The organism is Pseudomonas oryzihabitans (assembly GCF_032027545.1).
Classification (GTDB): Bacteria; Pseudomonadota; Gammaproteobacteria; order Pseudomonadales; family Pseudomonadaceae; genus Chryseomonas; species Chryseomonas oryzihabitans_F.
Genome location: NZ_JAVSJB010000001.1, coordinates 492,188 through 519,172, shown reverse-complemented (window position 1 = coordinate 519,172; position 26,985 = coordinate 492,188). Strand labels below are relative to the sequence as shown.

Annotated in this window: 24 protein-coding genes; 6 read left to right on the top strand and 18 right to left on the bottom strand. The window is 65.1% G+C overall.

Going from position 1 to position 26,985, the window contains the following annotated elements; translation table 11 throughout:
• A complete protein-coding gene (leuC, locus tag RND78_RS02245; RefSeq protein WP_312725678.1) occupies positions 1-1,425 on the bottom strand; it encodes a 3-isopropylmalate dehydratase large subunit in 1,425 nt (474 codons plus the stop codon).
• Positions 1,426-1,566: 141 nt separating this feature from the next.
• Here leuC and RND78_RS02240 point away from each other — a divergent pair, with 141 nt between their 5' ends.
• Positions 1,567-2,442: a LysR family transcriptional regulator gene (locus tag RND78_RS02240; RefSeq protein WP_312725676.1), complete on the top strand. Its 876-nt coding sequence runs from the start codon at positions 1,567-1,569 to the stop codon at positions 2,440-2,442.
• A 136-nt stretch (positions 2,443-2,578) separates the two neighbouring features.
• Here the strand turns inward: RND78_RS02240 and RND78_RS02235 are convergent, their stop codons facing one another.
• From RND78_RS02235 to edd, 12 genes are all read right to left on the bottom strand, one after another.
• Positions 2,579-2,752, bottom strand: a complete 174-nt coding sequence (locus RND78_RS02235; RefSeq protein WP_082900493.1) for a DUF1289 domain-containing protein — start codon at positions 2,750-2,752, stop codon at positions 2,579-2,581.
• Positions 2,753-2,844: 92 nt separating this feature from the next.
• Positions 2,845-4,245: a carbohydrate porin gene (locus RND78_RS02230; protein WP_312725673.1), complete on the bottom strand. Its 1,401-nt coding sequence runs from the start codon at positions 4,243-4,245 to the stop codon at positions 2,845-2,847.
• A 152-nt stretch (positions 4,246-4,397) separates the two neighbouring features.
• Positions 4,398-5,609: an AGE family epimerase/isomerase gene (locus tag RND78_RS02225; RefSeq protein WP_312725672.1), complete on the bottom strand. Its 1,212-nt coding sequence runs from the start codon at positions 5,607-5,609 to the stop codon at positions 4,398-4,400.
• 40 nt (positions 5,610-5,649) lie between these two features.
• Complete coding sequence (locus tag RND78_RS02220; protein ID WP_312725671.1) at positions 5,650-6,555, bottom strand: carbohydrate kinase; 906 nt, start codon at positions 6,553-6,555, stop codon at positions 5,650-5,652.
• 127 nt (positions 6,556-6,682) lie between these two features.
• Positions 6,683-7,783, bottom strand: coding sequence for a sn-glycerol-3-phosphate ABC transporter ATP-binding protein UgpC (locus RND78_RS02215; RefSeq protein WP_312725669.1), 1,101 nt, complete (start codon positions 7,781-7,783; stop codon positions 6,683-6,685).
• 11 nt (positions 7,784-7,794) lie between these two features.
• A complete protein-coding gene (locus tag RND78_RS02210) occupies positions 7,795-8,625 on the bottom strand; it encodes a carbohydrate ABC transporter permease (protein ID WP_312725667.1) in 831 nt (276 codons plus the stop codon).
• Positions 8,618-9,535 carry a sugar ABC transporter permease gene (locus RND78_RS02205; RefSeq protein WP_312725665.1) on the bottom strand — a complete coding sequence of 306 codons (918 nt, stop codon included), beginning with the start codon at positions 9,533-9,535 and terminating at the stop codon, positions 8,618-8,620. Before RND78_RS02205 ends, RND78_RS02210 begins: the two co-directional genes overlap by 8 nt.
• Positions 9,536-9,668: 133 nt before the next feature.
• Positions 9,669-10,931 (bottom strand): ABC transporter substrate-binding protein, encoded by a 1,263-nt coding sequence (locus RND78_RS02200; protein ID WP_312725662.1) that lies wholly within the window; start codon positions 10,929-10,931, stop codon positions 9,669-9,671.
• A 123-nt stretch (positions 10,932-11,054) separates the two neighbouring features.
• A complete protein-coding gene (locus RND78_RS02195; protein WP_312725660.1) occupies positions 11,055-12,503 on the bottom strand; it encodes an ATP-binding protein in 1,449 nt (482 codons plus the stop codon).
• Positions 12,493-13,233, bottom strand: coding sequence for a response regulator (locus RND78_RS02190; RefSeq protein WP_312725658.1), 741 nt, complete (start codon positions 13,231-13,233; stop codon positions 12,493-12,495). The genes RND78_RS02195 and RND78_RS02190 overlap by 11 nt, the downstream gene beginning before the upstream one ends.
• Before the next feature lie 105 nt (positions 13,234-13,338).
• Positions 13,339-14,316 (bottom strand): glucokinase, encoded by a 978-nt coding sequence (locus RND78_RS02185; RefSeq protein WP_312725657.1) that lies wholly within the window; start codon positions 14,314-14,316, stop codon positions 13,339-13,341.
• On the bottom strand, positions 14,313-16,142 hold the full coding sequence (edd, locus tag RND78_RS02180; RefSeq protein ID WP_312725655.1) for a phosphogluconate dehydratase: 1,830 nt from the start codon (positions 16,140-16,142) through the stop codon (positions 14,313-14,315). Before edd ends, RND78_RS02185 begins: the two co-directional genes overlap by 4 nt.
• Positions 16,143-16,278: 136 nt before the next feature.
• On the opposite strand from edd, the gene gap reads away from it, so the two are divergent.
• Entirely contained in the window at positions 16,279-17,283 is a 1,005-nt protein-coding gene (gene gap / locus RND78_RS02175) for a type I glyceraldehyde-3-phosphate dehydrogenase (protein WP_312725654.1), read from the top strand.
• 402 nt (positions 17,284-17,685) lie between these two features.
• Here gap and scpB read toward each other — a convergent pair whose 3' ends face one another.
• Positions 17,686-18,429 (bottom strand): SMC-Scp complex subunit ScpB, encoded by a 744-nt coding sequence (gene scpB / locus RND78_RS02170; RefSeq protein ID WP_312725652.1) that lies wholly within the window; start codon positions 18,427-18,429, stop codon positions 17,686-17,688.
• Positions 18,430-18,559: 130 nt separating this feature from the next.
• Between scpB and RND78_RS02165 the strand changes: the two genes are divergently transcribed.
• Both RND78_RS02165 and RND78_RS02160 read left to right on the top strand, forming a co-directional pair.
• Entirely contained in the window at positions 18,560-19,546 is a 987-nt protein-coding gene (locus RND78_RS02165; protein ID WP_312725650.1) for a DJ-1/PfpI family protein, read from the top strand.
• 17 nt (positions 19,547-19,563) lie between these two features.
• Positions 19,564-19,779, top strand: a complete 216-nt coding sequence (locus RND78_RS02160; protein ID WP_312725647.1) for a DUF1272 domain-containing protein — start codon at positions 19,564-19,566, stop codon at positions 19,777-19,779.
• A gap of 473 nt (positions 19,780-20,252) precedes the next feature.
• Here the strand turns inward: RND78_RS02160 and RND78_RS02155 are convergent, their stop codons facing one another.
• Positions 20,253-20,657 carry a hypothetical protein gene (locus RND78_RS02155; protein ID WP_312725645.1) on the bottom strand — a complete coding sequence of 135 codons (405 nt, stop codon included), beginning with the start codon at positions 20,655-20,657 and terminating at the stop codon, positions 20,253-20,255.
• 34 nt (positions 20,658-20,691) lie between these two features.
• A complete protein-coding gene (locus tag RND78_RS02150) occupies positions 20,692-21,705 on the bottom strand; it encodes a 1-aminocyclopropane-1-carboxylate deaminase (protein WP_312725642.1) in 1,014 nt (337 codons plus the stop codon).
• 159 nt (positions 21,706-21,864) lie between these two features.
• On the opposite strand from RND78_RS02150, the gene RND78_RS02145 reads away from it, so the two are divergent.
• Both RND78_RS02145 and RND78_RS02140 read left to right on the top strand, forming a co-directional pair.
• Positions 21,865-22,335 carry an Lrp/AsnC family transcriptional regulator gene (locus tag RND78_RS02145; protein ID WP_312725639.1) on the top strand — a complete coding sequence of 157 codons (471 nt, stop codon included), beginning with the start codon at positions 21,865-21,867 and terminating at the stop codon, positions 22,333-22,335.
• 235 nt (positions 22,336-22,570) lie between these two features.
• Positions 22,571-24,082: a hypothetical protein gene (locus RND78_RS02140; RefSeq protein WP_312725638.1), complete on the top strand. Its 1,512-nt coding sequence runs from the start codon at positions 22,571-22,573 to the stop codon at positions 24,080-24,082.
• 320 nt (positions 24,083-24,402) lie between these two features.
• Here RND78_RS02140 and RND78_RS02135 read toward each other — a convergent pair whose 3' ends face one another.
• The gene (locus tag RND78_RS02135; RefSeq protein WP_312725636.1) at positions 24,403-25,557 is read right to left on the bottom strand and encodes a M20 family metallopeptidase; all 1,155 of its coding nucleotides are present in this window, start codon (positions 25,555-25,557) and stop codon (positions 24,403-24,405) included.
• Positions 25,557-26,951 (bottom strand): M20 family metallopeptidase, encoded by a 1,395-nt coding sequence (locus RND78_RS02130; RefSeq protein ID WP_312725633.1) that lies wholly within the window; start codon positions 26,949-26,951, stop codon positions 25,557-25,559. The genes RND78_RS02135 and RND78_RS02130 overlap by 1 nt, the downstream gene beginning before the upstream one ends.
• Positions 26,952-26,985 lie beyond the last annotated feature (34 nt).

Here is a 26,985-nt window from a genome sequence, read left to right as displayed (position 1 = left end):
TCAGGCGGTGGCGAAGTCGCGGACGTCGACGAAACGACCGGCGATGGCGGCAGCGGCGGCCATCGCCGGGCTCACCAGGTGGGTACGGCCACCGGCGCCCTGACGGCCTTCGAAGTTGCGGTTGGAGGTGGAGGCGCAGTGCTCGCCACTCTCCAGGCGGTCGGCGTTCATCGCCAGGCACATGGAGCAGCCCGGCTCACGCCACTCGAAACCGGCTTCGATGAAGACCTTGTCCAGGCCTTCACGCTCGGCCTGGGCCTTGACCAGGCCGGAGCCCGGCACCACCAGGGCCTGCTTGAGGGTGGCGGCGACCTTGCGGCCCTTGGCCAGGGCAGCGGCGGCACGCAGGTCCTCGATGCGGGAGTTGGTGCAGGAACCGATGAAGACGCGATCCAGCACGATGTCGGTGATCGGCTGGTTGGCCTTGAGGCCCATGTATTTCAGGGCGCGCTCGATGGAGCCACGCTTGACCGGATCGGCTTCGCGGGCCGGGTCCGGCACCTGCTGGTCGACGGCCAGGACCATCTCGGGCGAGGTGCCCCAGCTGACCTGCGGCTTGAGCTGGGCGGCGTCGAGTTCGACCACGGTATCGAAGTGGGCATCGGCATCGGACACCAGGCCGCGCCACTGGGCCACGGCGGCTTCCCAGACGGCGCCGGTGGGCGCGAAGGGACGACCCTCGACGTAGTCGATGGTGGTCTGGTCCACCGCCACCATGCCCACGCGGGCACCGGCCTCGATGGACATGTTGCAGATGGTCATGCGGCCTTCCATGGACAGCGCACGGATGGCGCTGCCGGCGAATTCGATGGCATGGCCGTTACCGCCGGCGGTGCCGATCTTGCCGATGATGGCGAGGACGATGTCCTTGGCGGTGACGCCGAAGGGCAATTCACCCTCCACCTTCACCAGCATGTTCTTCATCTTCTTGGCCACCAGGCACTGGGTAGCGAGCACGTGCTCGACCTCGGAGGTACCGATGCCATGGGCCAGGGCGCCGAAGGCACCGTTGGTGGAGGTGTGGGAGTCACCGCAGACCACGGTCATGCCGGGCAGCACGGCGCCCTGCTCCGGGCCGATCACATGGACGATGCCCTGGCGCACGTCGTTCATCTTGAACTGGGTGATGCCGAAGTCGTCGCAGTTCTCGTCCAGGGTCTTGACTTGGATGCGCGAGGTCTCGTCCTTGATGGAGTCGAGGCCTTCCTTGCGATCGGGCGTGGTGGGCACGTTGTGATCGAGGGTCGCGAGGTTGGCGTCCAGGCGCCAGGGCTTGCGGCCGGCCAGACGCAGGCCTTCGAAGGCCTGGGGCGAGGTCACCTCGTGGATGATGTGGCGGTCGATGTAGAGCAGCGCGGAACCGTCGTCGCGCTGCTTGACCAGGTGCATATCCCAGAGTTTGTCGTAGAGCGTCTTGCCAGCCATGGATCGATTCCTCATCAGGCGTGGAACGGCACGGGCCTTTGCATGCCCTTGGTGCTTGTGGGGTCAAAGATAGCGCGCTAGGCTCGCATGAAACAAATTCATCTTTTTCATGAAGCGCATAACCAATAGGAATTCGAAGTCTTGGACCTCGCCAATCTGAAGGCCTTCGTCGCCGTCGCCGAAACGGGCGGCTTCTCCGACGCCGGCGAGCGCCTGCACCTGACCCAGCCCGCGGTGAGCAAGCGCATCGCCGCGCTGGAGCAGCAGCTGGAGCTGCGGCTGTTCGACCGCATCGGCCGCGAGGTCAGCTTGACCGAAGCTGGCCGTGCCCTGCTCCCGCGCGCCTATCAGATTCTAGGCGTGATCGATGACACTCGCCGCGCCTTGACCAATCTCAATGGTGCCATCGGCGGCCGCCTGACACTGGCGACCAGTCATCACATCGGCCTGCATCGCCTACCGCCGATCCTGCGGCGCTTCACCCGGGAATATCCGGAGGTGGCACTGGATATCCGTTTCCTCGACTCCGAGGCGGCTTACGACGAAATCCTGCATGGCCGGGTAGAACTGGCCATCATCACCCTGGCGCCGCAGACCGCGGCGCCGATCAAGGCAGTGCCGGTATGGAGCGATCCGCTGGATTTCGTGGCCGCGCCCGAGCATGCGCTAGCGAACCAGGAGCAGGTGACCCTGGCTGACGTGGCGCGGCATCCGGCGGTATTTCCCGGCGGCAATACCTTCACTCGGCTGATCGTGCATGGGCTATTCGATGCCCAGGGGCTGACGCCCAACATCGCCATGAGTACCAACTACCTGGAGACCATCAAGATGCTGGTGTCCATCGGACTGGCCTGGAGCGTGCTGCCGCGTACCCTGCTGGATGATCAGGTACGCCGGCTGCCGCTGCCGGGTATCCAGCTGGAGCGGCGACTGGGGTACATCCTGCATACGGAACGCACCCATTCGAATGCGGCGCAGGCGTTCATGGGGTTGTTGGATGAAGTGGAGCGGGAGTAGCGGGTTCGGGGTATGCCTGTTGATTAGGCATGCGTTTCCGGCATTGGTAATCGCGGCCATGGGCCGCTCCTACAGTTTAGCCCGAGCTGTAGGAGCGGCCCATGGCCGCGATACAAGGGTGACCTATGCAGTAGCCTCAGCCCTTCTTGAGCTTCTTCAGGCGCTTTTTCGACTTGTCGATGACTTCCTTGCGCTCGCGGTCCTTCAGCTCCTTCCATCCCTTGATCTCTGAGCGTTTGCGGCCACATCCCTGGCAGACGTCGTCCTTGATCTTGCACTGGCTGATGCAGGGACTTTCGACCTTACCCACGGCAACCTCGGAAATGAAAAAGGCCCTGCAGTATAACGACTGCAGGGCCTTGGCCAGTGCCATCCGGCTGGAGGGCGGGCTATGGGGGCTATTTAAAAGACTGCTTGAACCTTCAGGCCTCCCACCACGGCATTGTCGACCTCACGCACGCCACCCGGGTTCTTGATGTACTGCAGGTTGGGACGCAGGGTCAGCCAGTTGGTGACGTGGACCCCGTAGTAGAGCTCGGCGTCGTACTCGTTGTGCTGCAGCGGGGTGTAGGCAGGATCGTCGTAGTCCGTGGCACCGGCGGCCTGGTTGAGGGCGCGCTGGTTGTCGCGGAAGTCGCTGTTGGTGCTGATGCGAGCGACGCCGAAGCCGATGTCATCCTTGGGCCGGCCGTCGAAGGGACCCTTGTACACCACGCCGGCCTGGACGTAGTTGCTGACCTTGTTGACGTCCTTGGCATGGGCGGTGAAGTTGGCGAACACCGACAGGCCGCGGCTCGGGTCGTCGTTGTGGGCGGTCACCTGCTGGCGTGCCACGACCCAGTAGCCGTGCTTGCTGGAATGCTCCTTGTAATCCAGGCCGGTGAGGGCCGCAGCGTTGCCGTTGACGTCCTCGTAGACGTCGTCGGCCTTGGCGGTGCTGTAGTAGTAGCCGACGCGGTATTCGCCCGGCAGGCCATTGACCTTGGGCGACCAGACCATCTCCACCGGCAGGACCGCACCCTTGGTGCCGCTGCCATTGAGCTTGAAGCCGTTGCCGGTTTCCAGCAGCGAGGGATTCTGCTCGTAGGCACCGACCTGGACGAACAGTTCGGGGGTCAGGGCGTACTTGACGCGCAGGGCCCACTGGCTGACCGGCCAGTTGTACCAGACGCCTTCCCAGTTACCGACCTGGGAGCCGCAGAACGCCAGGTTCTGGAAGTCGCACTCGAAGGAGTTGAAGTCCTCGCCTTCGCCGAAGCGACCGGCCTTGATGTCCAGGCGGCCGTCGAAGAAGCCCTTGGACAGCCACAGCTGGGTCAGACGCCAGGTCTGGCCACGGCCGTAGACTTCCTGCACCGAGGAGTAGCCGCCGACGCGCGGATCGGTGATGCGATCATCGGTCAGGTTGCGGCCGTCACGGGAGGTGATGGCGACCTTGAACACCGAGTTCTCCCAACCGGCGATCTTGTTCATGTCGCCCCAGAGGCCGAACATGTACTGGGAACTCCAGCGGCCGGTGCGGTCGTCGTCATAACCGCCGCGCAGGTTGGTGGCACCCTCGCCCACGTATTCGAGCTTGATGTCCCAGCCCTTGTCACGCAGGTCCTTGCGCACGCCGCCCCAGTCGCCGGTCATGGTGTTGCCCAGCGGCTGGAAGGCGGCCTCGGTGTTATTGACGCCGCTGAAGTTGCCACCCGGATTGGCCTGGGGTGCGGCCTGGACGGTACCGGCTACCGCGAGGGCGAGCGCGGAGACCAGGGGCAGTGCGATACCCCGACGATTCTTGTGGTTCTGACTGTTCATTACTGAGATCCCTTTTTATTGAAGTGATGGCACCCAGGGCCCGAAACCCGCGTCTCTATTACTTAGAAGTTGCTCACGATCTGCCGCGCGTCGGCCAAACTGCGTTGAAAAGGCCTTGTTTGGCTCCAGCTCGCGAGATCGTGGACAGCTTCTTACGGCAGGACGTTGAGGACTTCGTAACAGGCACCCATGGTGTGGTAGTCGACCTTGCCGGCCGGACTCTTGTCGTCGGAGTATTTCTGGTTCCGACGGTCGAGCAGACGCCACCAGGCGCCGTGCTCGTGATCGATGAAATGTTCCCAGCTGTAGCGCCAGAGCGCCTCGTAATGCTCCCAGTAGCGGGGCTCGCCGCTGCGCTCGGCCAGCAGCGCCGCCGCGGCCAGGGCCTCGGCCTGGACCCAGAAGTACTTGTCCGGATCGCAGGGCGAGCCGTCCGGGGCGAAGCCGTAGTAGAGGCCGCCGCGCTCGGCGTCCCAGCTCAGCCGCCAGGAGACGTCGAACAGCGCCTGGGCGCGCGGCAGCAGCCAGGGCTGGGGACGGTGGCGTTCGAGGATCAGCAGCAGCTTGGCCCATTCGACCTGGTGCCCCGGTTGGAAACCCCAGGGGCGGAACAGGTTGGCCGGATCGTCGCGGTTGTAGTCCCAGTCGATGGACCAGTCGCTGTGGTAGTGCTCCCAGATCAGGCCGCCGGGGACCTGGTCGGCCACGCCACGCTGCCCGAGGGTCAACTCAGCCTGGCGTTGGGTCATGTTGCGCGCCAGGATCTCGGCACGATCCAGGTAGCGCACCTCGCCGCTGGCTTCGAAGGCGGCCAGCAGGGCTTCGCAGGCGTGCATGTTGGCGTTCTGGCCGCGATAGGGCGAGACGGTCTGCCAGTCGGCGCTGATCTCGTCGACGTAGAGGCCATCGGCTTCGCGCCAGAAGCGGGTCTCCAGGGATTCCCAGGCTTCACTGAGCCAGCCGCGGGCTTCCTGGATGCCGGCCTGCAGACCATGGGCATAGGCCAGCACCACGAAGGCCAGGCCGTAGCAGTGGTTGGTGCCATCCACCACGGTGTCGCCGTCGAGCAGCCAGGCATAGCCGCCGTTGGCCTGGCGATGCCGCTCGCGCAAATATCTCAGGCCGTGGCGGGTCGCCTCCAGATAGGCCGGGTCACCGAAGTGCCGATAGGCCATGGCGAAATCGAAGACGAAGCGGGTACTGGAAACCAGGTGGCGGGTCTGGCGATCGTAGATCGTCCCGTCGTCCTTGAAGAAATGATAGAAGCCGCCCTGCGGATCGACACAACGCGGGTGGTAGAACGCCAGGGTGTGGCGTACGTGCTCCAGCAGGGTCTCGCGACGACGAAAATCGGGGAAGTCCATCGGGTTTCCTTGGCGACTATTGTTGTTGTAGGGAAAGCGTCTAGCAGGGGCTCAGCTGCAGCAAGGCCTCCACGTCGGCCCGGGTCGGGGCGTAGGCACCGGCATGGCGGCAAGAGACCGAGGCACTGGCCGCGGCGAATCTGAGCCGCTGCTGCATATCGCTCAGGCCCAGCAGGCCGGAGGCCAGCCAGCCGGCCATGCAGGCGTCACCCGCGCCAACGGTATCGGCCACGTCCACGGCGATGGCGGCCTGCTGCCACTCACCCTCGGGAGTGTAGAGCACCAGGCCGTGCTCGCCACGGGTGAAGAGGATGCGCGCCTGGGGATTGAGGGTGCGCAGTTCGTCCAGCGCCGCGCGCTCGTCGAGGCCGGGATAGATCTGGCGGATGTCTTCGTCGGACAGCTTGATGTCGTCGGCCAGGCGCACCAGCTCGGGAAAGGTCTGCTGGCGATAGCGCTCGTCCATCAGGTTGCGCCAGTTGGGATCGTAGCTCAGCCGCTTGCCAGCGGCCTTGGCCTGGCGCGCGAGCTCCAGCAGGGTGTCGGCCAGCGGATAGCGGGCCAGGCTGATGCAGCTGAAATGACAGACCTCGGCGGCCTCCAGCCAGCCATCCGGCAGCAGCGCCGGATCGAATTGCAGATCGGCTTCGCCGGCGAAGAAATAGCGCGGCGGACGGCTCGACGGCACGATGGCCACCAGCGGGTCGGCGGCGACCCGCTGCAGGAAGCGGCAGTCCAGACCTGCGGTTTCCGACTGCCAGGCGATCTCGTCGCCCAGGCCGTCCTGGCTGATGGCACCGCCAAAGGCACTTTCCACCCCGAGACGGGCCAGGCCGCGTGCGACGTTCCAGGGCGCACCGCCGGGATAGCCGCGCCATTCGCCAGGATTACCCTGGACGATGTCGGTAAGAGCTTCGCCAAAGACCACGACGCGGGGTAGTGCCATTGTTGTTCTCCTGTCTGTCACGGCAGCCGGGAGTCGATCCCGAGCCTTGGTAAGGCCGCGACCCGACGTCAGGCGCGGCGGCGGGCGGACCTTACCATTGCTGTAACGTTTCAGCCATGAGCACCCATCAAGAAAGTCGACGACCGCTCGCGGGGTCGAACAGCACCGCCCGTCGCGGATCTATGCGCCAGAGCACCTGGTCGCCGGCCCGCGGTGCCTCGCCCGGTGCTACCCGGCAGCAGACCTTGGTGCCGTTCCACTCGGCATAGAGCAGGGTATCCGGCCCGGTCGGTTCGACCACCTGGACGCGGGTGAGGATGCCCGGCACGGCGTTGTCCGCCGGATGCGCGGACTGAATCTGCTCCGGGCGCACCCCAAGGATAGCCTCTCGCCCGACCAGTGCCGGATCCAGTTCCGGTAGTTCGACCTGGCTGTCGCCGGTATCGCCGGTGACGCGGGCCACCACCCTGCCCTCGCGCGCTTCCAGGCGTACCGGTACGAAGTTCATTGGCGGCGAGCCGATGAAGCTGGCGACGAAGAGATTGGCCGGGTCGTTGTAGATCTCCTCCGGGGTACCGAATTGCTGCACCTCGCCGTCCTTCATCACCGCGACCCGGTCGCCCAGGGTCATGGCCTCGATCTGGTCGTGGGTGACGTAGACGGTAGTGGTCTGCAGCCGCTGGTGCATCAGCTTGATCTCGGTGCGCATCTCCACCCGCAGCTTGGCATCGAGGTTGGAGAGCGGCTCGTCGAACAGGTAGAGCTTGGGCCGCCGCGCCAGGGCACGACCCATGGCCACGCGCTGCTGCTGGCCGCCAGAGAGCTGTGCCGGCTTGCGCTCGAGCAGGTGCTCGATCTGCAGCAGCTTGGCAACCCGCGCCACCTCGGCGTCGATCTGCTCCCTGGGGGTCTTGCGGATCTTCAGGCCGAAGGCGATGTTCTCGCGCACGGTCATGGTCGGGTACAGAGCGTAGGACTGGAACACCATGGCGATGTCCCGATCCTTGGGCTCGACCTGGGTGACGTCCTCGCCATCCAGGCAGATGGCGCCGCTGCTGATGTCTTCCAGGCCGGCGATGGCGTTCATCAGGGTGGACTTGCCGCAGCCGGAGGGCCCGACCAGGATGAGGAACTGGCCGGCGTCGATGCGGATGTCGATGCCCTTGAGGGCTTCCTGGGCGGCGTTGCCATAGGTCTTGCGTACGCTTTTGAGTTCGAGAGCTGCCATGGTGGCCTTCCTTATCCTTTGACCACGCCCGAGGTCAGGCCCCGGACGAAATACTTACCCGCGAAGATGTAGACCAGCAGCGTCGGCAGCGCGGCGATCATGGCGGCGGCCATGTCGACGTTGTATTCCTTGGCGCCGGTGCTGGTGTTGACCAGGTTGTTCAGGGCCACGGTGATGGGCTGCGACGAGCCGCTGGCGAACACCACGCCGAACAGGAAGTCGTTCCATACCTGGGTGAACTGCCAGATCAGGCTGACCATCACGATCGGCGTGGACAGCGGCAGCAGGATCTTGAAGAAGATGGTGAAGAAGCCCGCCCCGTCCAGCCGCGCCGCCTTGATGAGGGCATCGGGGATGCCCACGTAATAGTTGCGGAAGAACAGCGTGGTGAAGGCCAGGCCGTAGATCACGTGCACCAGCACCAGGCCGGTGGTGGTGTTGGCCAGGCCCAGCTGGCCGAGGGTGAAGGACATCGGCAGCAGGATCACCTGGAAGGGAATGAAGCAGCCGAACAGCAGCAGGCTGAACAGCAGATTCGAACCGCGGAACTGCCACTTCGACAGGGCATAGCCGTTGAGCGCACCGATGAAGGTGGAGATGAGCACCGCCGGGACGGTGATCATGAAGGAGTTCCAGAAGTAGCTGTGGACCGCGTCCCAGGCCTTGAGCCAGCCGATCACCGTCCAGTCCAGGGGCAGGCTGAGCAGGTTGCCGGTACGGACGTCGTCCGGGGTCTTGAAGCTGGTCAGCAGCATCACCACCAGCGGCACCAGATAGACCGCACAGGCGACGATCAGGGTGGCGTGGATGGCCACGCGATTGACGTTCAGAGCCTTAGCCATTTCGCTTGCTCCGCAATTCCGAGTAGAGGTAGGGCACCAGCACCGCCAGCACCGCGCCGAGCATCAGCACCGCACTGGCCGAACCCAGGCCCATCTGGCCGCGGGTGAAGGTGTGCTGGTACATGAACACCGCCGGCAGGTCCGAGGCGTAGCCGGGGCCACCGGCGGTCATGGCCATCACCAGGTCGAAGCTCTTGATGGCGATGTGGGCGAGGATCATCACCGCGCTGAAGAACACCGGCCGCAAACTCGGCAGGACGATGCGCAGATAGATGGTCGGCAGCCCTGCCCCGTCCACCTGGGCGGCTCTCAGGATGGAGGAATCCACGCCACGCAGGCCAGCGAGGAACATGGCCATGACGAAACCCGAGGCCTGCCAGAGGGCGGCGATCAGCAGGCAGTAGATGACCCGGTCGGGGTCCACCAGCCAATCGAAGCGAAAGCCTTCCCAGCCCCAGTCGCGCAGCAGCTTGTCCAGCCCCATACCGGGGTTGAGTAGCCACTTCCAGGCGGTGCCGGTGACGATCATCGACAGCGCCATGGGATAGAGATAGACGGTGCGGATGAAGCCTTCGCGGCGGATGCGCTGGTCCAGCAGGATAGCGAAGAAGACACCGATGGCCAGGCTCAGCAGGATGAACAGGCCACCGAAGATCGCCAGGTTCTTGCAGGCCACCAGCCAGCGATCGTTCTCCAGCAGCCGCGCGTACTGGGCGAAGCCGGCGAAGCTGTAGCTGGGCAGGAAGCGCGAGTTGGTGAAGGAGATCACCGCCGTCCACAGCATGTAGCCATAGAGGCAGACGACCATGGCGATGGCCGTGGGCGCCAGTACCAGCTTGGGCAGCAGGCGCTGCAGCCGGTCCGGACGTCGACTGACGGTCGCGACGGGAAGGGTTTCGGTAAGAGCCATGGGGCGCTCCCAAGGGGTGGTATTATCTTGGCGTCAGGTAGCTGGATGATCGCGGCCATGGGCCGCTCCTACAGGTCGCTCAGGCGCCTGCAGGAGCGGCCGCAGCGGCGGACCGCCATGGTCGCGACTGGCCTTACTTGGCGGCCTGGATGGCGGCAACCAGCTGCTCGGTGGCCTTCTTCGGATCGGCGTTGGCGTCGTTGAAGAAGTTGGTCACCACATCGAAGATGGCGCCCTGCACGTAGCTGGTATTGGCCATGCTGTGGGCCATGCTCGGCTCGGCCTTGCCGTCGGCGTTGGCGGCCTGGAAGTCCTTGGCGGACTGCTGGGCGCAGCTGTCGAACTTGGCGAGGTCGATGTCGTTACGCACCGGAATGGAGCCCTTGTTGAGGTTGAACACCTCCTGGAAGGGCTTGTCGATGACGGTGCGTACCAGGTCGTCCTGGGCCTTCTGGTTGTCCTTGTTCTTGATCTTGAACATGGCCAGGGAGTCGATGTTGTAGATGAAGTCGCCCTGGGTGCCCGGCATCACCACGCATTCGTAATCGACGCCTGGCTTCTTGCCCGCGGCGGCGAATTCGGCCTTGGCCCAGTCGCCCATGATCTGCATGCCGGCCTTGCCCTCGATGACCATGGCGGTGGCCAGGTTCCAGTCGCGGCCGGCGGCGTTGGGATCGACGTAGCCCTTGATGCGCTTGAAGGTCTTGAATACCTCGACCATCTTGTCGCTGCGGATGGTGTCGGCATCGGTCTGCACGAAGACCTTGTCGTAGCCTTCCGGGCCCATGATGGCCATGACCAGGGATTCGAAGATGGTGCCGTCCTGCCAGTTCTGCCCGCCATGGGCCAGGGGCACGACACCGGCGGCCTTCAGCTTGTCGGCGGCCTCGAAGAACTCGTCCAGGGTGGTGGGGACCTTGGCGCCGGCCTTCTTGAACACGGCGGGGTTGATCCACAGCCAGTTGATGCGGTGGATACCGGCGGGGACCGCGACGTATTCGCCGTCGTGCTGCATGGTCTGGGCCACGCGCTTGGGCAGGATGCTGTCCCAGTTGCCCTGCTTGGCGATGTCGCTGATGTCGGCCAAAAAGCCCATGCCGGCCCATTCCTGGATGTCGGGGCCTTTCAGCTGGGCGGCGGACGGCGGATTGCCGGAGACGGCGCGGGTCTTGAGCACGGTCATGGCGGCTTCGCCGGCACCACCGGCCACGGCGAAGTCCTTCCAGGTATCGCCCTGCTTCTGCATCAGCTGCTTCAAGACGTCGACAGCGCGAGCCTCGCCGCCGGAGGTCCACCAGTGCAGCACCTCGACCTCACCGGCATGGGCGGTCAGGGGGGCGGCGATAGCGGCGCAGGAAAGAGAAACGGCGAGAGCGAGACGATTCAACGCATTCATGGGGGGTCGTTCCTTGTTGTTTTTTTATTGGAGCTGGGCCGAGTCTAGTCAGACGAATGCGGCCGTGGGTAACGAAGGGAAAGAGATTTGTCACGGACTGGTGACATAGCGCTGGCGCGATACCTAGCTGCGCGGCAGGGTCAGGGTGACCCGCAGCCCGCCTTCGCGACGATTGCGCAGCTCTACCTCGCCGCCATGGGCGTGGGCCAGGTTACGGGCGATGCCCAGGCCCAGGCCGTAGCCCTGGCGGTGGGTGGCCAGGCGTACGTGGGGCTGGAAGACCTGCTCCAGCTCCTGCTCAGGTACGCCAGGCCCTTCGTCGTCCACGTGCAACACCAGGGTGTGGCCGTCGTCGTCCACCTGCAGGTGGGCGCGATGGCCGTACTTGAGGGCGTTGTCCAGCAGGTTGCCGATGCAACGCTTGAGCGCCAGCGGCTTGCCCAGCAGGCTGCCGCGGACCTCGCCGGTTAGGGTCACCCGTGGCGGGTGCTCCTGAGTGAAGGGTTCCACCAGTTGCTCGAGCAGCGCCTGCAGATCGACCGGCTCCAGATTCTCGTGGATGTCAGTGTCCTTGACACACTGCAGGGCGCCCTTGACCAGCAGGTCCAGCTCGTCGAGATCGCGCACCAGCTTGGCCTGCATCACCTCGTCGTCCACCAGCTCGGCGCGCAGGCGCAGCCGGGTGATGGGGGTGCGCAGGTCGTGGGAGATAGCGCTGAACAGCTGGGCACGCTCGTCCAGGTAGCGGGCGATGCGTTCACGCATGGCGTTGAAGGCGCGGGTGACCTCGCGGATCTCCTGGGCGCCCTCCTCGCGCAGCGGCGGCGTATGCACCTCCAGCGACAGCTCGCGCGCGGCGCGCGACAGCCGCTTGAGCGGGCGACTCTGCCAGCGGATCAGCAGACCGATGAACAGCAGCAGGAAGGCGCTGCTGAAGACCATGAACAGCAGCTGCTGCAAGGGCAGCCAGGACTCGTCCAGGCTGTAGTAAGGCGCCGGCATCAGGGTCGCCAGGTACACCCATTCCCCTTCGCCGATGCGGATCTGGGTCACCAGCACCGGCGGCTCCAGCGGTTCCAGACTCAGGGCATAGTGCGCCCAGGAGCGCGGCAGTTCGTCGAGTGCCACGGCGCCGTTGAACAGGCGCAGTTGCTGCGGGCCGATGAATTCCACATACATGGGCATGGTGGCGCCCAGGCGTTCGCGCAGCACCGTCTCGACCTCCTGGAGCACCGCACGGCGGCCGGGGGTGTCTGGCAGTGCCTGCATGGTCAGCGGCTTTTCGTTGAGCGAGACGAAGAAGCGCGTGCCGCCCATGTTGCGCAGCTGTTCCAGCACCAGCGGCCGATAGGCCGGCGGCAGCAGGCTGAAATAGCGCACGCTGGCGGCAATGGAGTAACCCAGGCTGCGGGCCGCCGTCTGCAGACCCTGGTTGCGATCGCTGCGCAGGGACGCGGACCAGAACAGCGCCGAGGCACCCTGGGCCAGCAATACAGCCAGCAGGGTCAGCAGCAGCATCCGCGCCAGCAGGGAACGCGGTACCAGCCGTGCGAGCGGACCGCTACACCGCATCGGCGACCAGTCCGCTGACCTCGGCGGCGAGCAGGTAACCGGAACCGCGCACGGTGCGGATCAGTCGCGGCGACTTGCCGGTGTCCCTCAAGCGCTGGCGCAGCCGGCTGACCGCCATGTCGACGATGCGCTCCAGGGGCAGCACCTCGCGGCCGCGGGTGGCATTGGCGATGGTGTCGCGGTCGAGGATCTGCTGGGGATGGTCGAGAAACAGCTTGAGCAGGGTGAAATCGGCGCCGGAGAGGATGACTTCCTCGCCGTCGCGGTGGAACAGCCGATGACTGACCGGGTCCAGGCGCCAGTCGTCGAAGGTCAGCAGACCGGTGGCGGCCGGACGTGTCTCGCCGAAGCCGGCACGGCGCAGCAGCGCCTTGATGCGGGCCAGCAGTTCGCGGGGACTGAAGGGTTTGCCCAGGTAGTCGTCAGCGCCCAGCTCCAGGCCGATGACCCGGTCGGCCTCGTCGGAGCTGGCGGTGAGCATGATGATGGGTACCTGGCGGCAACTCGACTGCTCGCGCATCCAGCGGCAGAGCGCGAAGCCGTCTTCGCCGGGCAGCATGACGTCGAGGATCAGCAGGTTGGGGACGAAATCGCCCAGGGCTCGGCGCAGTTCGCGGCCATCGCCGACGGCACGCACCCGATAGCCGGCACGGGTGAGATAGGTGTCGAGAAGCTCGCGGATTTCCCCGTCGTCGTCGACGACCAGGAGGGATTTGCCCAGGGTGGACATGGCGATGTTCGCTCTTGTTGTCGTTCTGGCCAGAGGCCAGCTACCGGTAGTGCCGGCAGCATACCGGGGACGGGCGACCTTGAGTAGTCGCCCGGCTCCAGCGGATCAGACCTGGCGCGCTTCGGCGATGGTCTGGTCCAGGGCGACGCCGGCACCGAACAGGCCCGGATACTCGGCGGTGACCAGCCACGCCGGGATGTCCTTGAGGTAGGCGCTGCTGGTCTTGCCCTTGTCGGCGAAGGCATGGGCGAAGGCCCCGCTCTGGAAGCGCTCGACGAAACGCGGCAGGATGCCCCCGGCGATGTAGACTCCTCCCAGGGCGCCCAGGGTCAGGGCGGCGTTGCCCGCCACCCGCGCCAGCCAGATGAAGAACTGCTCCAGCACGGCATCGGCGTAGGGATCACCCTTGAGCGCCAGCTCGCAGATGTCCGCCGCGCTGTGCAGGGCGGCGGTGCGGCCGTCCAGCTCGCAGCTGGCGTGATAGAGGTTCACCAGGCCACTGCCGGACACCACGCGCTCGGCGGAGACGTGATTACCGAACTGGCGCTTGAGGATCTTCCAGATATCGAATTCACGCTGGGTATTGATCGGCAGATCGACGTGACCGCCTTCGCTCGGCAGCACGATCCAGCGATCCTTGCCGCTCGGTACCAGGCTGGCGAGGCCCAGGCCGGTACCGGGACCGATCACCAGGCGGGGACGAGTCGGCAAGGCGATACCGTCGCGCACCTGGACGCAGTCCGCCGGGTCCAGGCGGGCGATGGCCCAGGCCATGGAGGTGAAGTCGTTGATCAGCAGCAGATGGGTCAAGCCCAGCTCGCGGCAGAAGTGCTCGCGCTTGATCACCCAGTGATTGTTGGTGAAGCGGAAGTCGCCCTCGCCCACCGGACCCGCGCAGGCGAGGCAGACGGCGGTGATGTCGTCCAGCGCCACGCCGGTCTGCGCCAGGTACTTGCGTACCGCGTCTTCCGGGCAAGCGTAATCCGCACAGGCAAAGACCTCGATGGCCTCCAACCGACCATCGCGCCAGAGCGCGAACCGCGCGTTGGTGCCCCCGATGTCTCCGACCAAAGCCAAACTCATTTCAGCGCCTCCAGGCTGGAAGTGAATGCACTGGCACCCGATTCGGCCGTGCTCATGGCGCCGCGCATGAAGGCGAACAACTCACGACCACAACCCACCCCGGTGCCCTGGGGCGCTTCGACCGCCCGGCGCGCCGTCCATTCGTCCGCCGGAACCAGAATCTTCAGTTCACCGGTACGCCCATCGACGCGGATGAGATCGCCGTCACAGACCTTGGCCAGCGGACCGCCATCGACGGCCTCCGGGCAGACGTGGATGGCCGCCGGGACCTTGCCCGAGGCGCCGGACATGCGGCCGTCGGTGACCAGCGCCACCTTGAAACCGCGATCCTGCAGCACGCCCAGGTAGGGGGTGAGCTTGTGCAATTCGGGCATGCCCAGGGCCTTGGGTCCCTGGAAGCGTACCACCGCGACGAAATCGCGCTCCAGCTCGCCGGCCTTGAAGGCCTCGGCCAGCTCGCTCTGGTCGTGGAAGACCCGCGCCGGGGCTTCCACCAGCTGGTGCTTGGGCGCCACGGCGGACACCTTCATCACGCCACGCCCGAGGTTGCCCTGCATGACGCGCAGACCGCCCTCTTCGTTGAACGGCCGGCTGGCCGGGCGCAGGATGTCTTCGTCCAGGCTCTGGGCGCTGCCGGTGCGCCACTCCAGCTTGCCGTCCACCAGGAAGGGTTCCTGCAGGTAGCGCGACAGGCCGTGGCCCATGATGGTGTTGACGTCTTCATGGAGCAGCCCGGCTTCGAGCAGGGTGTGGACCATGAAGTTGACGCCGCCTGCGGCGTGGAAGTGGTTCACGTCGGCCTTGCCGTTGGGATAGACCTGGGCCAGTGTCGGGGTGACCGCCGAGATCTCGGCCATGTCGTCCCAGGTCAGCTGGATGCCGGCGGCCTGGGCGATGGCCGGGATGTGCAGGGTGTGGTTGGTGGAGCCGCCGGTGGCGCTCAGGGCCACCACCGAGTTGACGATGGCCTTCTCGTCGACGATCTCGCCCAGCGGCATGAAGTTGCCACCCTGGCGGGTGATACGGGTCACCTGGCGTGCCGCCTCGCGGGTGAGTTCGTCGCGCAACGGGGTGTAGGGATTGACGAAGGAGGAGCCCGGCAGGTGCAGGCCCATGATCTCCATCACCACCTGGTTGGTATTGGCGGTGCCGTAGAAGGTGCAGGTGCCGGGGCTGTGGTAGGACTTCATCTCCGATTCCAGCAGCTCTTCGCGGGTCGCCTTGCCCTCGGCGAAGGCCTGGCGTACCCGTGCCTTCTCCTTGTTGGAGATGCCCGAGGGCATGGGGCCGCCGGGGACGAAGACCATTGGCAGATGGCCGAAGCGCAGCGCGCCGATCATCAGGCCGGGGATGATCTTGTCGCAGATGCCCAGCAGCAGCGCGGCGTCGAACATGTTGTGGGACAGCGCCACCGCGGTGGACATGGCGATGACTTCGCGACTCGCCAGGCTCAGCTCCATGCCGGCCTCGCCCTGGGTCACGCCATCGCACATGGCCGGCACGCCACCGGCGAACTGACCGACGGAGCCGATCTCGCGCAGGGCCTGCTTGATGATCTCCGGATAGTGCTCGTAGGGCTGGTGAGCCGACAGCATGTCGTTGTAGCTGGAAACGATGGCGACGTTCGCCTGGTCCATCAAACGGAGGCGCTGCTTGTCCGTCGACGAGCCGCATCCGGCGACGCCATGGGCGAAGTTGGCGCATTGCAGTTTGCCGCGTTGCGGACCGTCGCTGGCGGCGGCCCGGATCATGGCGAGGTAACGCTCACGGGTCGGACGACTGCGTTCCACCAACCGCTGTGTGACTTCGAGGACGCGAGGATGCATGGTTTTGATTCTCCACCGGGCTAAATTTGTTGTTATTTAAAACATTCACAGCCAAATTGGCGCTATTATTCCGCTTAGCACGCGTCATGTGTAATGTTTTTTACAACAAAACCCAGCTATCGCGAGGTTTCTCTCAATGAGTATTCGTATTGCCATCAATGGTTTTGGACGCATCGGCCGCAACGTGCTGCGGGCGCTGTATACCGAGGGCTATCGCCAGGACCTGGAGGTCGTCGCGATCAACGACCTGGGCGACGCCGCCATCAATGCGCATCTCCTACAGTATGACAGCGTTCATGACCGCTTCCCTGCCGAGGTGTCCGTCGAGGGCGACAAGCTGGTGGTCAATGGCGATCGCATCGCCGTGACGGCCATCCGCAATCCGGCCGAGCTGCCCTGGAAGGAGTTGAAGATCGACGTGGTGTTCGAGTGCACCGGTCTCTTCACCAGCCGCGATAAGGCCGCCGCCCACCTGGAAGCCGGCGCCGCCAAGGTCATCATCTCCGCGCCCGGCAAGGACGTGGACGCCACCATCGTCTATGGCGTCAACGACGACATCCTGCGTCAGTCGCACCAGATCATCTCCAACGCGTCCTGCACCACCAACTGCCTGGCGCCGGTCGCCCAGGTACTGCAACGCGAGCTGGGCATCGAGAACGGTCTGATGACCACCATCCATGCCTACACCAACGACCAGAACCTGTCGGACGTCTATCACTCCGACCCCTTCCGCGCGCGTTCGGCCACCCAGTCGATGATCCCGACCAAGACCGGTGCCGCCGAAGCCGTAGGCCTGGTACTGCCGGAGCTGCAAGGCAAGTTTAGCGGCATGGCGGTGCGCGTACCGACCATCAACGTGTCGCTGGTCGATTTGACCATCCTGACCGCCAAGGAAACCGACGCCAAGACCCTCAACGCCTTCATGAAGGCGGCGGCCGAAGCTTCGCCAGTACTGGGCTACAACGACAAGCCGCTGGTCTCCATCGACTTCAACCACAACCGCCTGTCGTCGATCTTCGACGCCAATCACACCAAGGTGAGCGGCAAGCTGGTGAAGATCATGGCCTGGTACGACAACGAGTGGGGCTTCTCCAACCGCATGCTCGATACCTGCAAGGCGCTGGTCAACGCGCCGGCCTGAGGTCTCTGGGTCGTGCATAAAAAGCGCCTTCGGGCGCTTTTTTCGTTTTCAGTTGCGGCAAAGGTCGGTCCTGGAACCCTGATCGCGGCCATGGGCCGCTCCTACAAAGGCATCACCTCCTGTAGGAGCGGCCCATGGCCGCGATAGTCCAAGTCAGAGCGGTCGCTATGGCGCACCGGCATGGCCGCGGTACGCCTCTGAGACGTCGAAAACCGTAGCGTGGAAAACGGCGCGGCCTTTTCCACTCGGAAATCCGCCGCGAAGGGCGCCCTCACCCCAACCCTCTCCCAAAGGGAGAGGGGGCTATCCGAGCGAGCGGTCTTCTCCCGGAGTCAGGGGATCACCATGGCCACGATGGAACCCTGGGTTGGATTGAGCGCAGCGAAACCCAACGGGGCCAACTCAAACCTCGTCTTCCTCATCCGCCGCCTGGCGCAGATCGTCGAAGTCGGTCTTGAGGCCGGTCTCCATGGCGTCCAGCTCGGTGAGCAGGGTGCGGAAGCTGGTGCGTTCGGGGATCACCAGCGTGCCCTCCTCTTCCTCCGCGCCCCCTACCTCCAGGGCGGCCAGGCTCAGCTCCGGGTCTTCCAGCACCGAGGCCGGCTCGGGTTCCAGCTGGCGGACCTCGGCCAGGGGCGGCAGTTGGTCGAGGCTGCGCAGGTCGAAGTAATCGAGGAAGGCCTTGGTGGTGGCGAACATGGCCGGGCGGCCCGGGACATCTCGATAGCCGACCACGCGAATCCAGTCGCGCTCCAGCAGCGTCTTGACGATCTGGCTGTTGACCGCCACGCCGCGCACCTCCTCGATCTCGCCGCGGGTAATGGGCTGGCGGTAGGCGATCAGCGCCAAGGTTTCCAGCATGGCGCGGGAATAACGCGGCGGGCGTTCTTCCCAGAGGCGCCCGACCCAGGGGGCGTACTTTTCGCGCACCTGCAGGCGGTAGCCGGAAGCCACCTCCTTGAGTTCGAAGCCGCGCGTGCGACAGGAGCCGCCGAGCACGGCGAGGCCGGCGCGCAGGTGGGCGGGCTCGGGACGCTCGTACTCGTCGAAGAGTTCGGCCAGGCGCTCCAGGGTCAACGGACGGCCCGCGGCGAGCAGGATGGCTTCCAGCAGGGGCGCCAGTTGCTTGGGATCGGTGTAGTTCATGGGCGGCGATGATAAGGCCGCGCGCCGATAGCGCCAAATCGGCGCGGATTGGCCGGATTCGTGGGGTCTTTGGCCTTGTCGCCAGCGCGACCGGGCAGGCATGCTCGATGCCTTGCCAAGGAGAGCCGCCATGCCCTTGATCGCCGCCCTGCTCTATCCCGACGTCATGAGCCTGGACGTCACTGGCCCGCTTCAGGTGTTCGCCTCCGCCAACCTGGAGCGTGAGCGCCAGGGATTGCCGGCCCACTATGAGCTGCGGCTGCTGGGCGCCACCGAGGGGCTGGTGCGCACCTCCGCCGGCATCGGCATCCAGGCGGAGCAGAGCTGGTACGAGCTGGACGTGACGCAGGTGGATACCCTGCTGATTCCGGGTGGCGTAGGCATAGGCGCACTGCGCCAGGATGCCGGCTTGCTGGCCTGGTTACGCGATCTGGAACCGCGGGTCCGACGCCTGGGCTCGGTATGCTCCGGCGCCCTGCTGCTGGCCAGCGCTGGCCTGCTCGATGGCCGCCGTGCCACCACCCACTGGGCCTATGTCGACGAGCTGGCCGCCTTCCCCTCCATCGAGGTGCAGGGCGACCGGCTGCACACCTACGATCCCCAGGGCCGCGATGGCGATCCCCACGTGTTCACCTCGGCCGGCGTCACCGCGGGCATCGACCTGGCGCTGGCCCTGGTGGAAGCCGATCTCGGGCGTCCGCTGGCCCTGGCAGTGGCGCGGCGCCTGGTGATGTTCCTGCGCCGCCCTGGCGGCCAGGCACAGTTCAGCGCCTGCCTCGCGCCCGATCCGGGCCGCACGCCGCGGCTGGCTGCCCTGCTGGACTGGATTCCCGGCCACTTGGGCGAAGACCTGGGGCTGGAGCGCCTGGCCGAACGGGCCCACATGGCGCCCCGTACCCTGTCGCGGCTGTTCAGCCGCGAGGTGGGTATGGGCCCGGGCCGCTACGTCGAGCAGGTGCGCCTGGAGACCGCCCGGGTACTGCTGCAGGACGGCCAGGCATCCATCGCCACGGTCTCGCGCCTGTGCGGCTTCGGTCACCCGGAAAATCTGCGGCGTACCTTTCACAAGCACCTGGCGGTCAGCCCCCAGGATTACGCGGCGCGCTTCGGCGCCTGAGCCAAGGAGAGACGACCATGCTGGAAATGCGCACCGCCTGCGAACACTGCAGCTCGCCCCTGCCGGCCGATAGCGCGCAGGCGATGATCTGCTCCTACGAGTGCACCTTCTGCGCGGACTGCGTGGCGGGTCCCTTGCAGGGACGCTGCCCGAATTGCCGCGGCGAACTGGTGCGCCGGCCGCGACGGTTGGCCAAGGGCGGGAATGATGTCGTGGGGCCAGGCGCGGGATAGGTGCTTTTAGTGTCAACCGACCTGAGAGCCTGTTCAAAGGCTGCTGCGCGTCGGCCAAACGGCGTTAAAAAACCTTCGGAATGCTCATTGGCTCTAGCCCGCAAGACTTTGAACAGGTTCTAGGAGCCAGATCGCGGCCATGGGCCGTTCCTACAGTTACGTAGGAGGCAGGCTGTAGGAGCGGCCCATGGCCGCGATAGGACAGTTACTCCTAAGAGATCAGTCAGCCGTAGCGTGGAAAACGGCGCAGCCTTTTCCACCAGGAACGTCGTTGCAAGGGGCGCCCTCATCCCACCCCTCTTCCAAGGGGAGAGGGGGCTATCCGAGCAGGTGTTCATCTCCATCGGTCCCGACAGGCTCGGCAGCAGCCCCTACCTCCATCCGTAGCAGCGGCCACAGCGATGGACCACCGTGGCCGCGATTGGCCACAGCCAAAGGTGATCCGATGCACTCCAGCGCGACACCCATGGTGGCTAGAGCGGCAGCACGGCCAGCAGCCGCTCGCGCCTCAGTTGCTGCAGGCGGGCGATCAGCTCGCGCGAAGGCGTGCCCGCGCCAGCGGTGAAATGCAGCAGCCGCTGACCGGCGACCGAGCCGAGCCATTCCAGCGCCTGGGTGCCTTCCGGTTCGACCACCAGCAGCAGGCAGTCACTGCCCAGCCGGCTCAGCACGCTCGCGGCCCGGCTGTGCGGGCCACGCGCTGCCCAGTCTTCGTGCAGGGCGGCGGCGTCCTCCAGCGGTAGCACCGGGAGTTCGCTGCAGCTGGGCAGGCCGGCGCGCAAGTCAGCCGCGACGGCGGCGTCCAGGCCGCCGTGCAGGATGACCACCGCCACGGCCGGTCGGGGATCGGCTGGACGTGCCCATTCGTGGAGCGCCATGCTGAACCTCCTCGTGACCGGACGTGACCTGGGCTCAGGCGAAGGCGTTGTGGTAGGCGTTGAGGGCCGGGGCGCCACCGAGGTGGACGTAGAGCACGCGGCTGCCCTTGGCGATCTCGCCGTTGCGGGCCATGGCGATCAGACCGGCCATGGATTTCCCCTCGTAGACCGGATCGGTGAGCATGCCTTCCATCTGTGCGGTGTAGCGGATGGCTTCGACGGTGGGGCCGTCCGGCAAGCCGTAGTCGGGGCCGCAGAAGCGCGGCTCGATGATGACGTCCTCGTCGCGGATGTCCCGCTCCAGGCCGATCAGCTCGGCGGTGTTACGGGCGATCTTGGTGACGGCGGCGCGGGTCATCTCGGCATCGGCGGCGGTGTCCATGCCGATCAGCCGGCGTTCACGGTCCTGGGCACGGAAGCCGACGACCATGCCGCCCTGGGTGGAGCCGGTGCAGGTGGCGGTGACCACGGTGTCGAAGAAGATGCCCTGGTCGCGTTCCTGGGCCGCCAGCTCATCGGCGAAATGGGCATAGCCCAGGCCACCCAGCGGATGGTCCGAAGCCCCGGCGGGAATGGCGTAGGGCTTGCCGCCCTCACGGCGCACCTCGTCCAGGGCCCGCTCCCAGGTAGCCTTCACCGCGGTGGAATAGCCCTCGCCTTCGAGCAGCGTCTGGGCCCCCATCAGGCGGGACAGCAGGATGTTGCCAACCTTGTCGTAGACCGGGTCTTCCCACTTGGTCCACTCCTCCTGGACCAGCCGGCATTTGAGGCCGAGCACGGCGGCGACGGCGGCGACCTGCCGCGTGTGGTTGGACTGGATGTTGCCGATGGAGACCAGGGTGTCGCAGCCCTGCGCCAGGGCATCGGCGGCCAGCCATTCGAGCTTGCGCACCTTGTTGCCGCCATAGGCGAGACCGGACGAGACATCGTCGCGCTTGGCCCAGAGTTCGATGCCGAGATCCTTCGACATACGCTCGAGCTTGTGCAGGGGGGACGGGAAATAACCGAGCTTGACGCGGGGAAAGCGCTTTTCGAGATCCAGGGACATGGCGGCGACTCCAGTGATGAAGGAACGCCGTCCATGCTAGGCAAAGTCGCGGAGAAGGTGCTTTCGAATAGTCGGTACGAAATCTGCTTTTCTTTTCTTGGAAATGGCTAGGTCACACGAACATTCGGGAATTATCCGCCTTAGAAGGAGAATCTTTCGATGAGCGAAACCACGGAACTCACCTCGGTCGAACGCAAGATCCTGAGGGCGCTGCAGCAGGATGGGCGCCTGAGCAATGCCGAGCTGGCGCGCCAGGTTTCCCTGAGTCCGAGCGCCTGCTGGAACCACACCCGCAAGCTGTTCGACAGCGGCGTCATCACCGGCGTCAGGGCCCAGGTGGACCCCAAGGCCGTGCAGCGGGAGACCGCGGTATTGGTAGGGGTGGTGCTGGACCGGTCGACCCCGGAATCCTTCCAGGCCTTCGAGGCGGCGGCCCGGGCCCTGCCCCCGGTGCTCGAGTGCTACCTGGTGGCCGGTGACGTCGACTATTTCATCAAGCTCAGGGTCAAGGACATCGCGGCCTTCAATCGCCTGCACAGCGAGCGGCTGATCGCCCTGCCCGGGGTGCGCCAGGTACGCACCTTTTTCGTGCTGAACGAGATCAAGACAGATGGGTTGTTGCCCATCTGATTTCGGCGGGTGGCGCCTAGGGAGGGACGGATGCCGAGCGGCGCCCGTTCAGGAGCGGTGTCGGTTTCCGAAATTATTGCGAAATTTGGAAATAACTAAATCGGAATCAGCCAATGACAGAAATCGACCCACTGCAGCCGTTGGTGAATGGGTGTTATCAAGTAATATCGGCATGAACGAGCGGTCTGGGTTATGCCCTCGGCTAGAAAACGACCTCCTTACTGCGGACGACTTCATGAAGTTCGGCTCCTTACTTGAAAACCGATTTTCCTCCAACAGCTTCACCTACCTACTATGCTGGCTGGCGGTGCTCTGCTGGACCGCCTCATTGTTTCTTCCGGCCCTTGGCTCCAGCCCTGAAAAACTGTTCAGCGGCAAAGACTTATTGGCTATCGGCTGGATGGCCTTACTCACCGGAAACTTGGCCTGGCTTGCAAACCTATGGTTTCTCTGGGCAGTTGTTAGGGTGCTGCGCCAGCGCTCGGCAAGTTTACTAGCGTTATTGGCGCTGGGGTGCGCGCTTGACACATGGCGGCTCACGCGGTACTGGGTGAACGAAGGCGGCACTACGGCTCAAGTGTATGGGTACGGATGGGGAGCGGTATTGTGGCTACTGTCGATGACGCTATTGCTAGCTGCAAGCGGTGGCGTGCCTGGCAGCTCGAACAAAAGTTCACTGACGTTGCATAGAATCCGTTGGTTTAAGCCGACTGGGTTATTGCTAAGTGCGGCGGTAATTATCTCGACAGGTACGTTGTCAACGCTCCAACATAATAGTAGCAGCAAATTCGAGCAAGAGAGGCTTCGAGGTTACGCGTTCAAGCGCAGCCCAGTATGTAGTGTCGAGGTAGCCGCCGTTCCATCTCCTCTGACAGCGTTTACTGGGCCTCTGGAGCTGGACATAGCAAGCACGCAGCTATACAGCCCTTATCCATTTATCCTCCTAGAAGATATGTTGTTGTGGGGTGTTCCCAGTATCAGGAGCGGTGGACGAGACTTTAGATTACTCTCCATGGGCAAGGAAGTGCTGCTGATGTCGACCCCTGCGCAAGGTGACGCCGCTGCGACCTTGACCATCCGGGAAAATAAGACATCGTTGTTGGCTACGCTGAATGCGCTGGGTGGGCGCCAGGTATTTTCACAACAGTGGACCGAGCAGCCCAATGGGGAGCACTGTCCTGAATTCTCGCCCTTCCCTTTGTCCGGCCGGCAGCCTCGCAAACTTTTGACAGATGCCTTAGGCTTGACACCTGTAGCACTGGGGGAAAAAACCTGGACAGCCGAAAGCACGCAGGGAGTTGTTATCGGCCACCTAGAGACTTCCAGTACCTTCGCTGCTGTGCCGAGCGAAGGTTGTCCGGCCAATACGGGCTGGACTTCCCAATCCAACACTGGATCGATCCCAGAAAGGAACTTAGACGCACCTTTCCAGGTTGCAGAGCGACGTTACTATCTGGACCGCTCTGCCGGCCGGCGTGCCTTGTGCGTAGGGCAGGTCGCTTACCTGTACGACATCCATAGCGCGAATAAGGGGCTGACCGTGCAGCTTCAGCGGCGTGATTTAAAAGATTTTCGGATGATATGGGCAACGTACATCCATATTCCCGCCGACGTATTCGGAGACAAGGGGAGTAACGTAAAAATTAATAGTATTAGTGAGCAGGATGGCGGCATCATTCTAAGCATGGCGCACACACCTACAGGGGAGGCAATGCTGATCAAAGCCAAGGTTTTTTTCGCACCGTGAATTGACCTTCAGCGGATCAACCTATCACTACCCACATCGCTAGCAACAAACATATCTTGTGCGGATGCCGACACCGTAGTCACTAGGATTGTATGGCCGCTTAGGGCCGATAGCAGGCCTTCGAGCTGTTCCCACCTATCAAAGGCCATCCCTAAGTTGTTCACGGAAAATTCCGCAGGCAGTCGCAGCTATTACAACCAGACCCTAGGGCCGTCGCGTGAATTGCCACCAATAGTCGCAGCAACTTCGAAAATCTAAAGCCGCCAATCGTGGTCCTCGCCGGCTAGGAGTCGCTCCTGTTTCGGAAACCGACAAGAGGATCAGGCCTTTACGGCCAGCGCCAGGATGGTCGCCACTAGCGCCTGGGTGCGCGGGACCAGGGTGTCGAGCACGAGGAACTCGGCATCGGTATGCACCTTGCCACCCACCGGGCCCAGGCCACAGAGGGTGGGTACGCCAAGGCTCGCGGTGAAACCGGAATCGGCGCAGCCGCCGGTGAATTCGCCGTCCACGGTGAAACCCAGCGCCTGCGCCTCGCGCTGGTAGAGCGCCAGCAGCTCGGTACTCAGGTGCTCTTCCATGGGCAGGAACAGGCTGGTGGGCACGACGCTGGCGTGGGTCCCCGGTAGCTCTTGCTCGGCGACGATGGCCGCGATGCGCGCCTGCAACTCGGGCCAGTCGGCCAGGGCGACGAAGCGTACGTCCAGTCGCGCGGTGGCGCTGGGGGCGACGGTGTTGCTGGAGGTGCCGCCTTCGATGAGGCCGACGTTGGAGGTGATGCCCCGCTCGTAGTCGGTCAGGGCGTGCAGCTTGACGATCTTGAGCGCCAGGGCCTGGATGGCGCTGGCACCTTCGGCGTGGTTGACCCCGGCGTGGGCGGCGCGACCGCTGACGGTGATGGTCAGACTGGCGCCGCCCTTGCGCGCCTTGACCACGTTGCCGCTGATCCGACCCGGTTCGCAATTGAGCACCGCCCGTGCCTGGCGTGCCGCTGCTTCCAAGTGCGGGCGCGCGGTGCCGGAACCGATTTCCTCGTCGCCGGTGTAGAGCACCCGTACCGGGAAAGGCAACTGACCGGCACGCTGCAGGGCGCGTAGCGCGAAACAGCTCGCCACCAGGCCACCCTTCATGTCGGCGACGCCAGGGCCGAAGGCCATTTTCTCGTCGCGGGTAAAGCCGCGACCGGCCACGGTGCCCGGCGGAAAGACGGTATCGCGGTGGCCGAGCAGCAGTACGGCGGCGCCCTCCGCGGGGCCCACCCGCGCGGCGAGGACATCGCCGAAGTCGGCCACCGGCGTCCGGACGACTGCGATGCCGTCCTCGGCCAGGGACGCCGCCAGCACCGCGCCAACGGCGTCCACGCCAGCCTTGTCGTAGCTATTGGAGTCGGTATCCACCAACCGTTGCAGGAGTAGGATCATGGATTCGCGCTGGGTGGCGAGCCACTGCAGGGCGGCGGTCTTGGCGAGGGTCATCAGCTATGGCTCCAGCGATCGCCCAGGTCCCAGAACAGGCCGGCCATCAGTTGCAGCCCCTGCCGGGCCACCGGGGCCAGGAGGTGCTCGTTGGGCGCGTGCTGGGAGCAGGCGGGATAGGAATGGGGTACCCACAGGGTGGGTAGGTCGAGGATGTCGGCAAAGATGTCGTTGGGCAAGCCGCCGCCGAAGTTGGGCAACAAGGCCGGCTTCTCGCCCAGGGTGCGGGTCAGGGAGGTCATGGCCCAGTCCACCCAGGGATTCTCCGGGTCCAGCCGCGAGGCGTGCAGGATTTCGTCCTTGGCGCGGGTGACGCGCACCGCGGCGAAGCCCTGTTCGGCCAGGTGCGCCTCGATCAGCGGGATGAAGGTGCTGCAATCGCAACCGGCGACGAAGCGGATCTGGCAGTGGGCGCGGGCGCTGGGTGGGATGGCGTTGACCGGGGCCTCGGGGTTGCCGGTGGTGAAGGCCAGCAGCTCGAAGGTGTTCCAGCCATAGACGCGCTCGGCCGGGGTGAGACCCGGCTCGCCCCAGCCCGGATCGATGGCCGGATCGCCCGGCGCGCCACCGACCTCGATGTCGGCCAGGGCCCGCCGCACCGGCATGGGCAATTCGGCGGGCTTCAAGCCCGGCACGCGGATCTGGCCGCGGGCATCCACCAGGCTGGCCAGGGCATGGGCGAGGATGATACCGGGGTTGGCCAGCAGGCCGCCCCAGTTGCCGGAGTGATGGCCCCCCTCGCGCAGGTCCAGGTGCAAATCGAAGTTGAAGGTGCCGCGGGCGCCGAGGAACAGCGTCGGGCGCTGCGCCGACACGCGGGGGCCATCGGAGGCGATGAACAGGTCGGCAGCCAGGGCCTGGCGCTGTTCCTGACAGAAGGTGCGCAGCCCGACCGAGCCGATCTCTTCGCCCATCTCCAGCAGCAGCTTGACGTTGTAGCCCAGGCGGCCACCGCGGGCGGCGATGACCTGTTCCAGCGCGGCCAGGTTGATCAGGTGCTGGCCCTTGTTGTCGGCGGTGCCGCGGCCGTACCAGCGCTCGCCCTCCTCCACCAGGGTCCAGGGTGCCAGGCCCGCGCGCCAGCGTCCGCCGTCACCGCGCACCACGTCGCCATGGCCGTAGCTGAGCAGGGTCGGCAGCCCTGGGTCTTCGATGCGCTCGGCGATCAGCAGCGGCCCCTTGCCAGGCACCGGATTGTCCAGCCGCTGGCTGGTGAAACCGAGGCTGGCGACATAGGGCGCGATGAAGTCGTCCAGGTAGCGCCCCAGTTCGGCGTGGCGCTCCGGCTCCTGGCTTTCGGTGGGCTGGGCGACGGCGGCGGCGAGCCGCGCGCGGAAGGCGCCGCTGTCGAAGTGGGCGGCGGCGAGGTCGAGGGCATGGGTACGGCTGGTCATGGCAGACTCCGGTGGGATTCGAGGAGCATCGGGC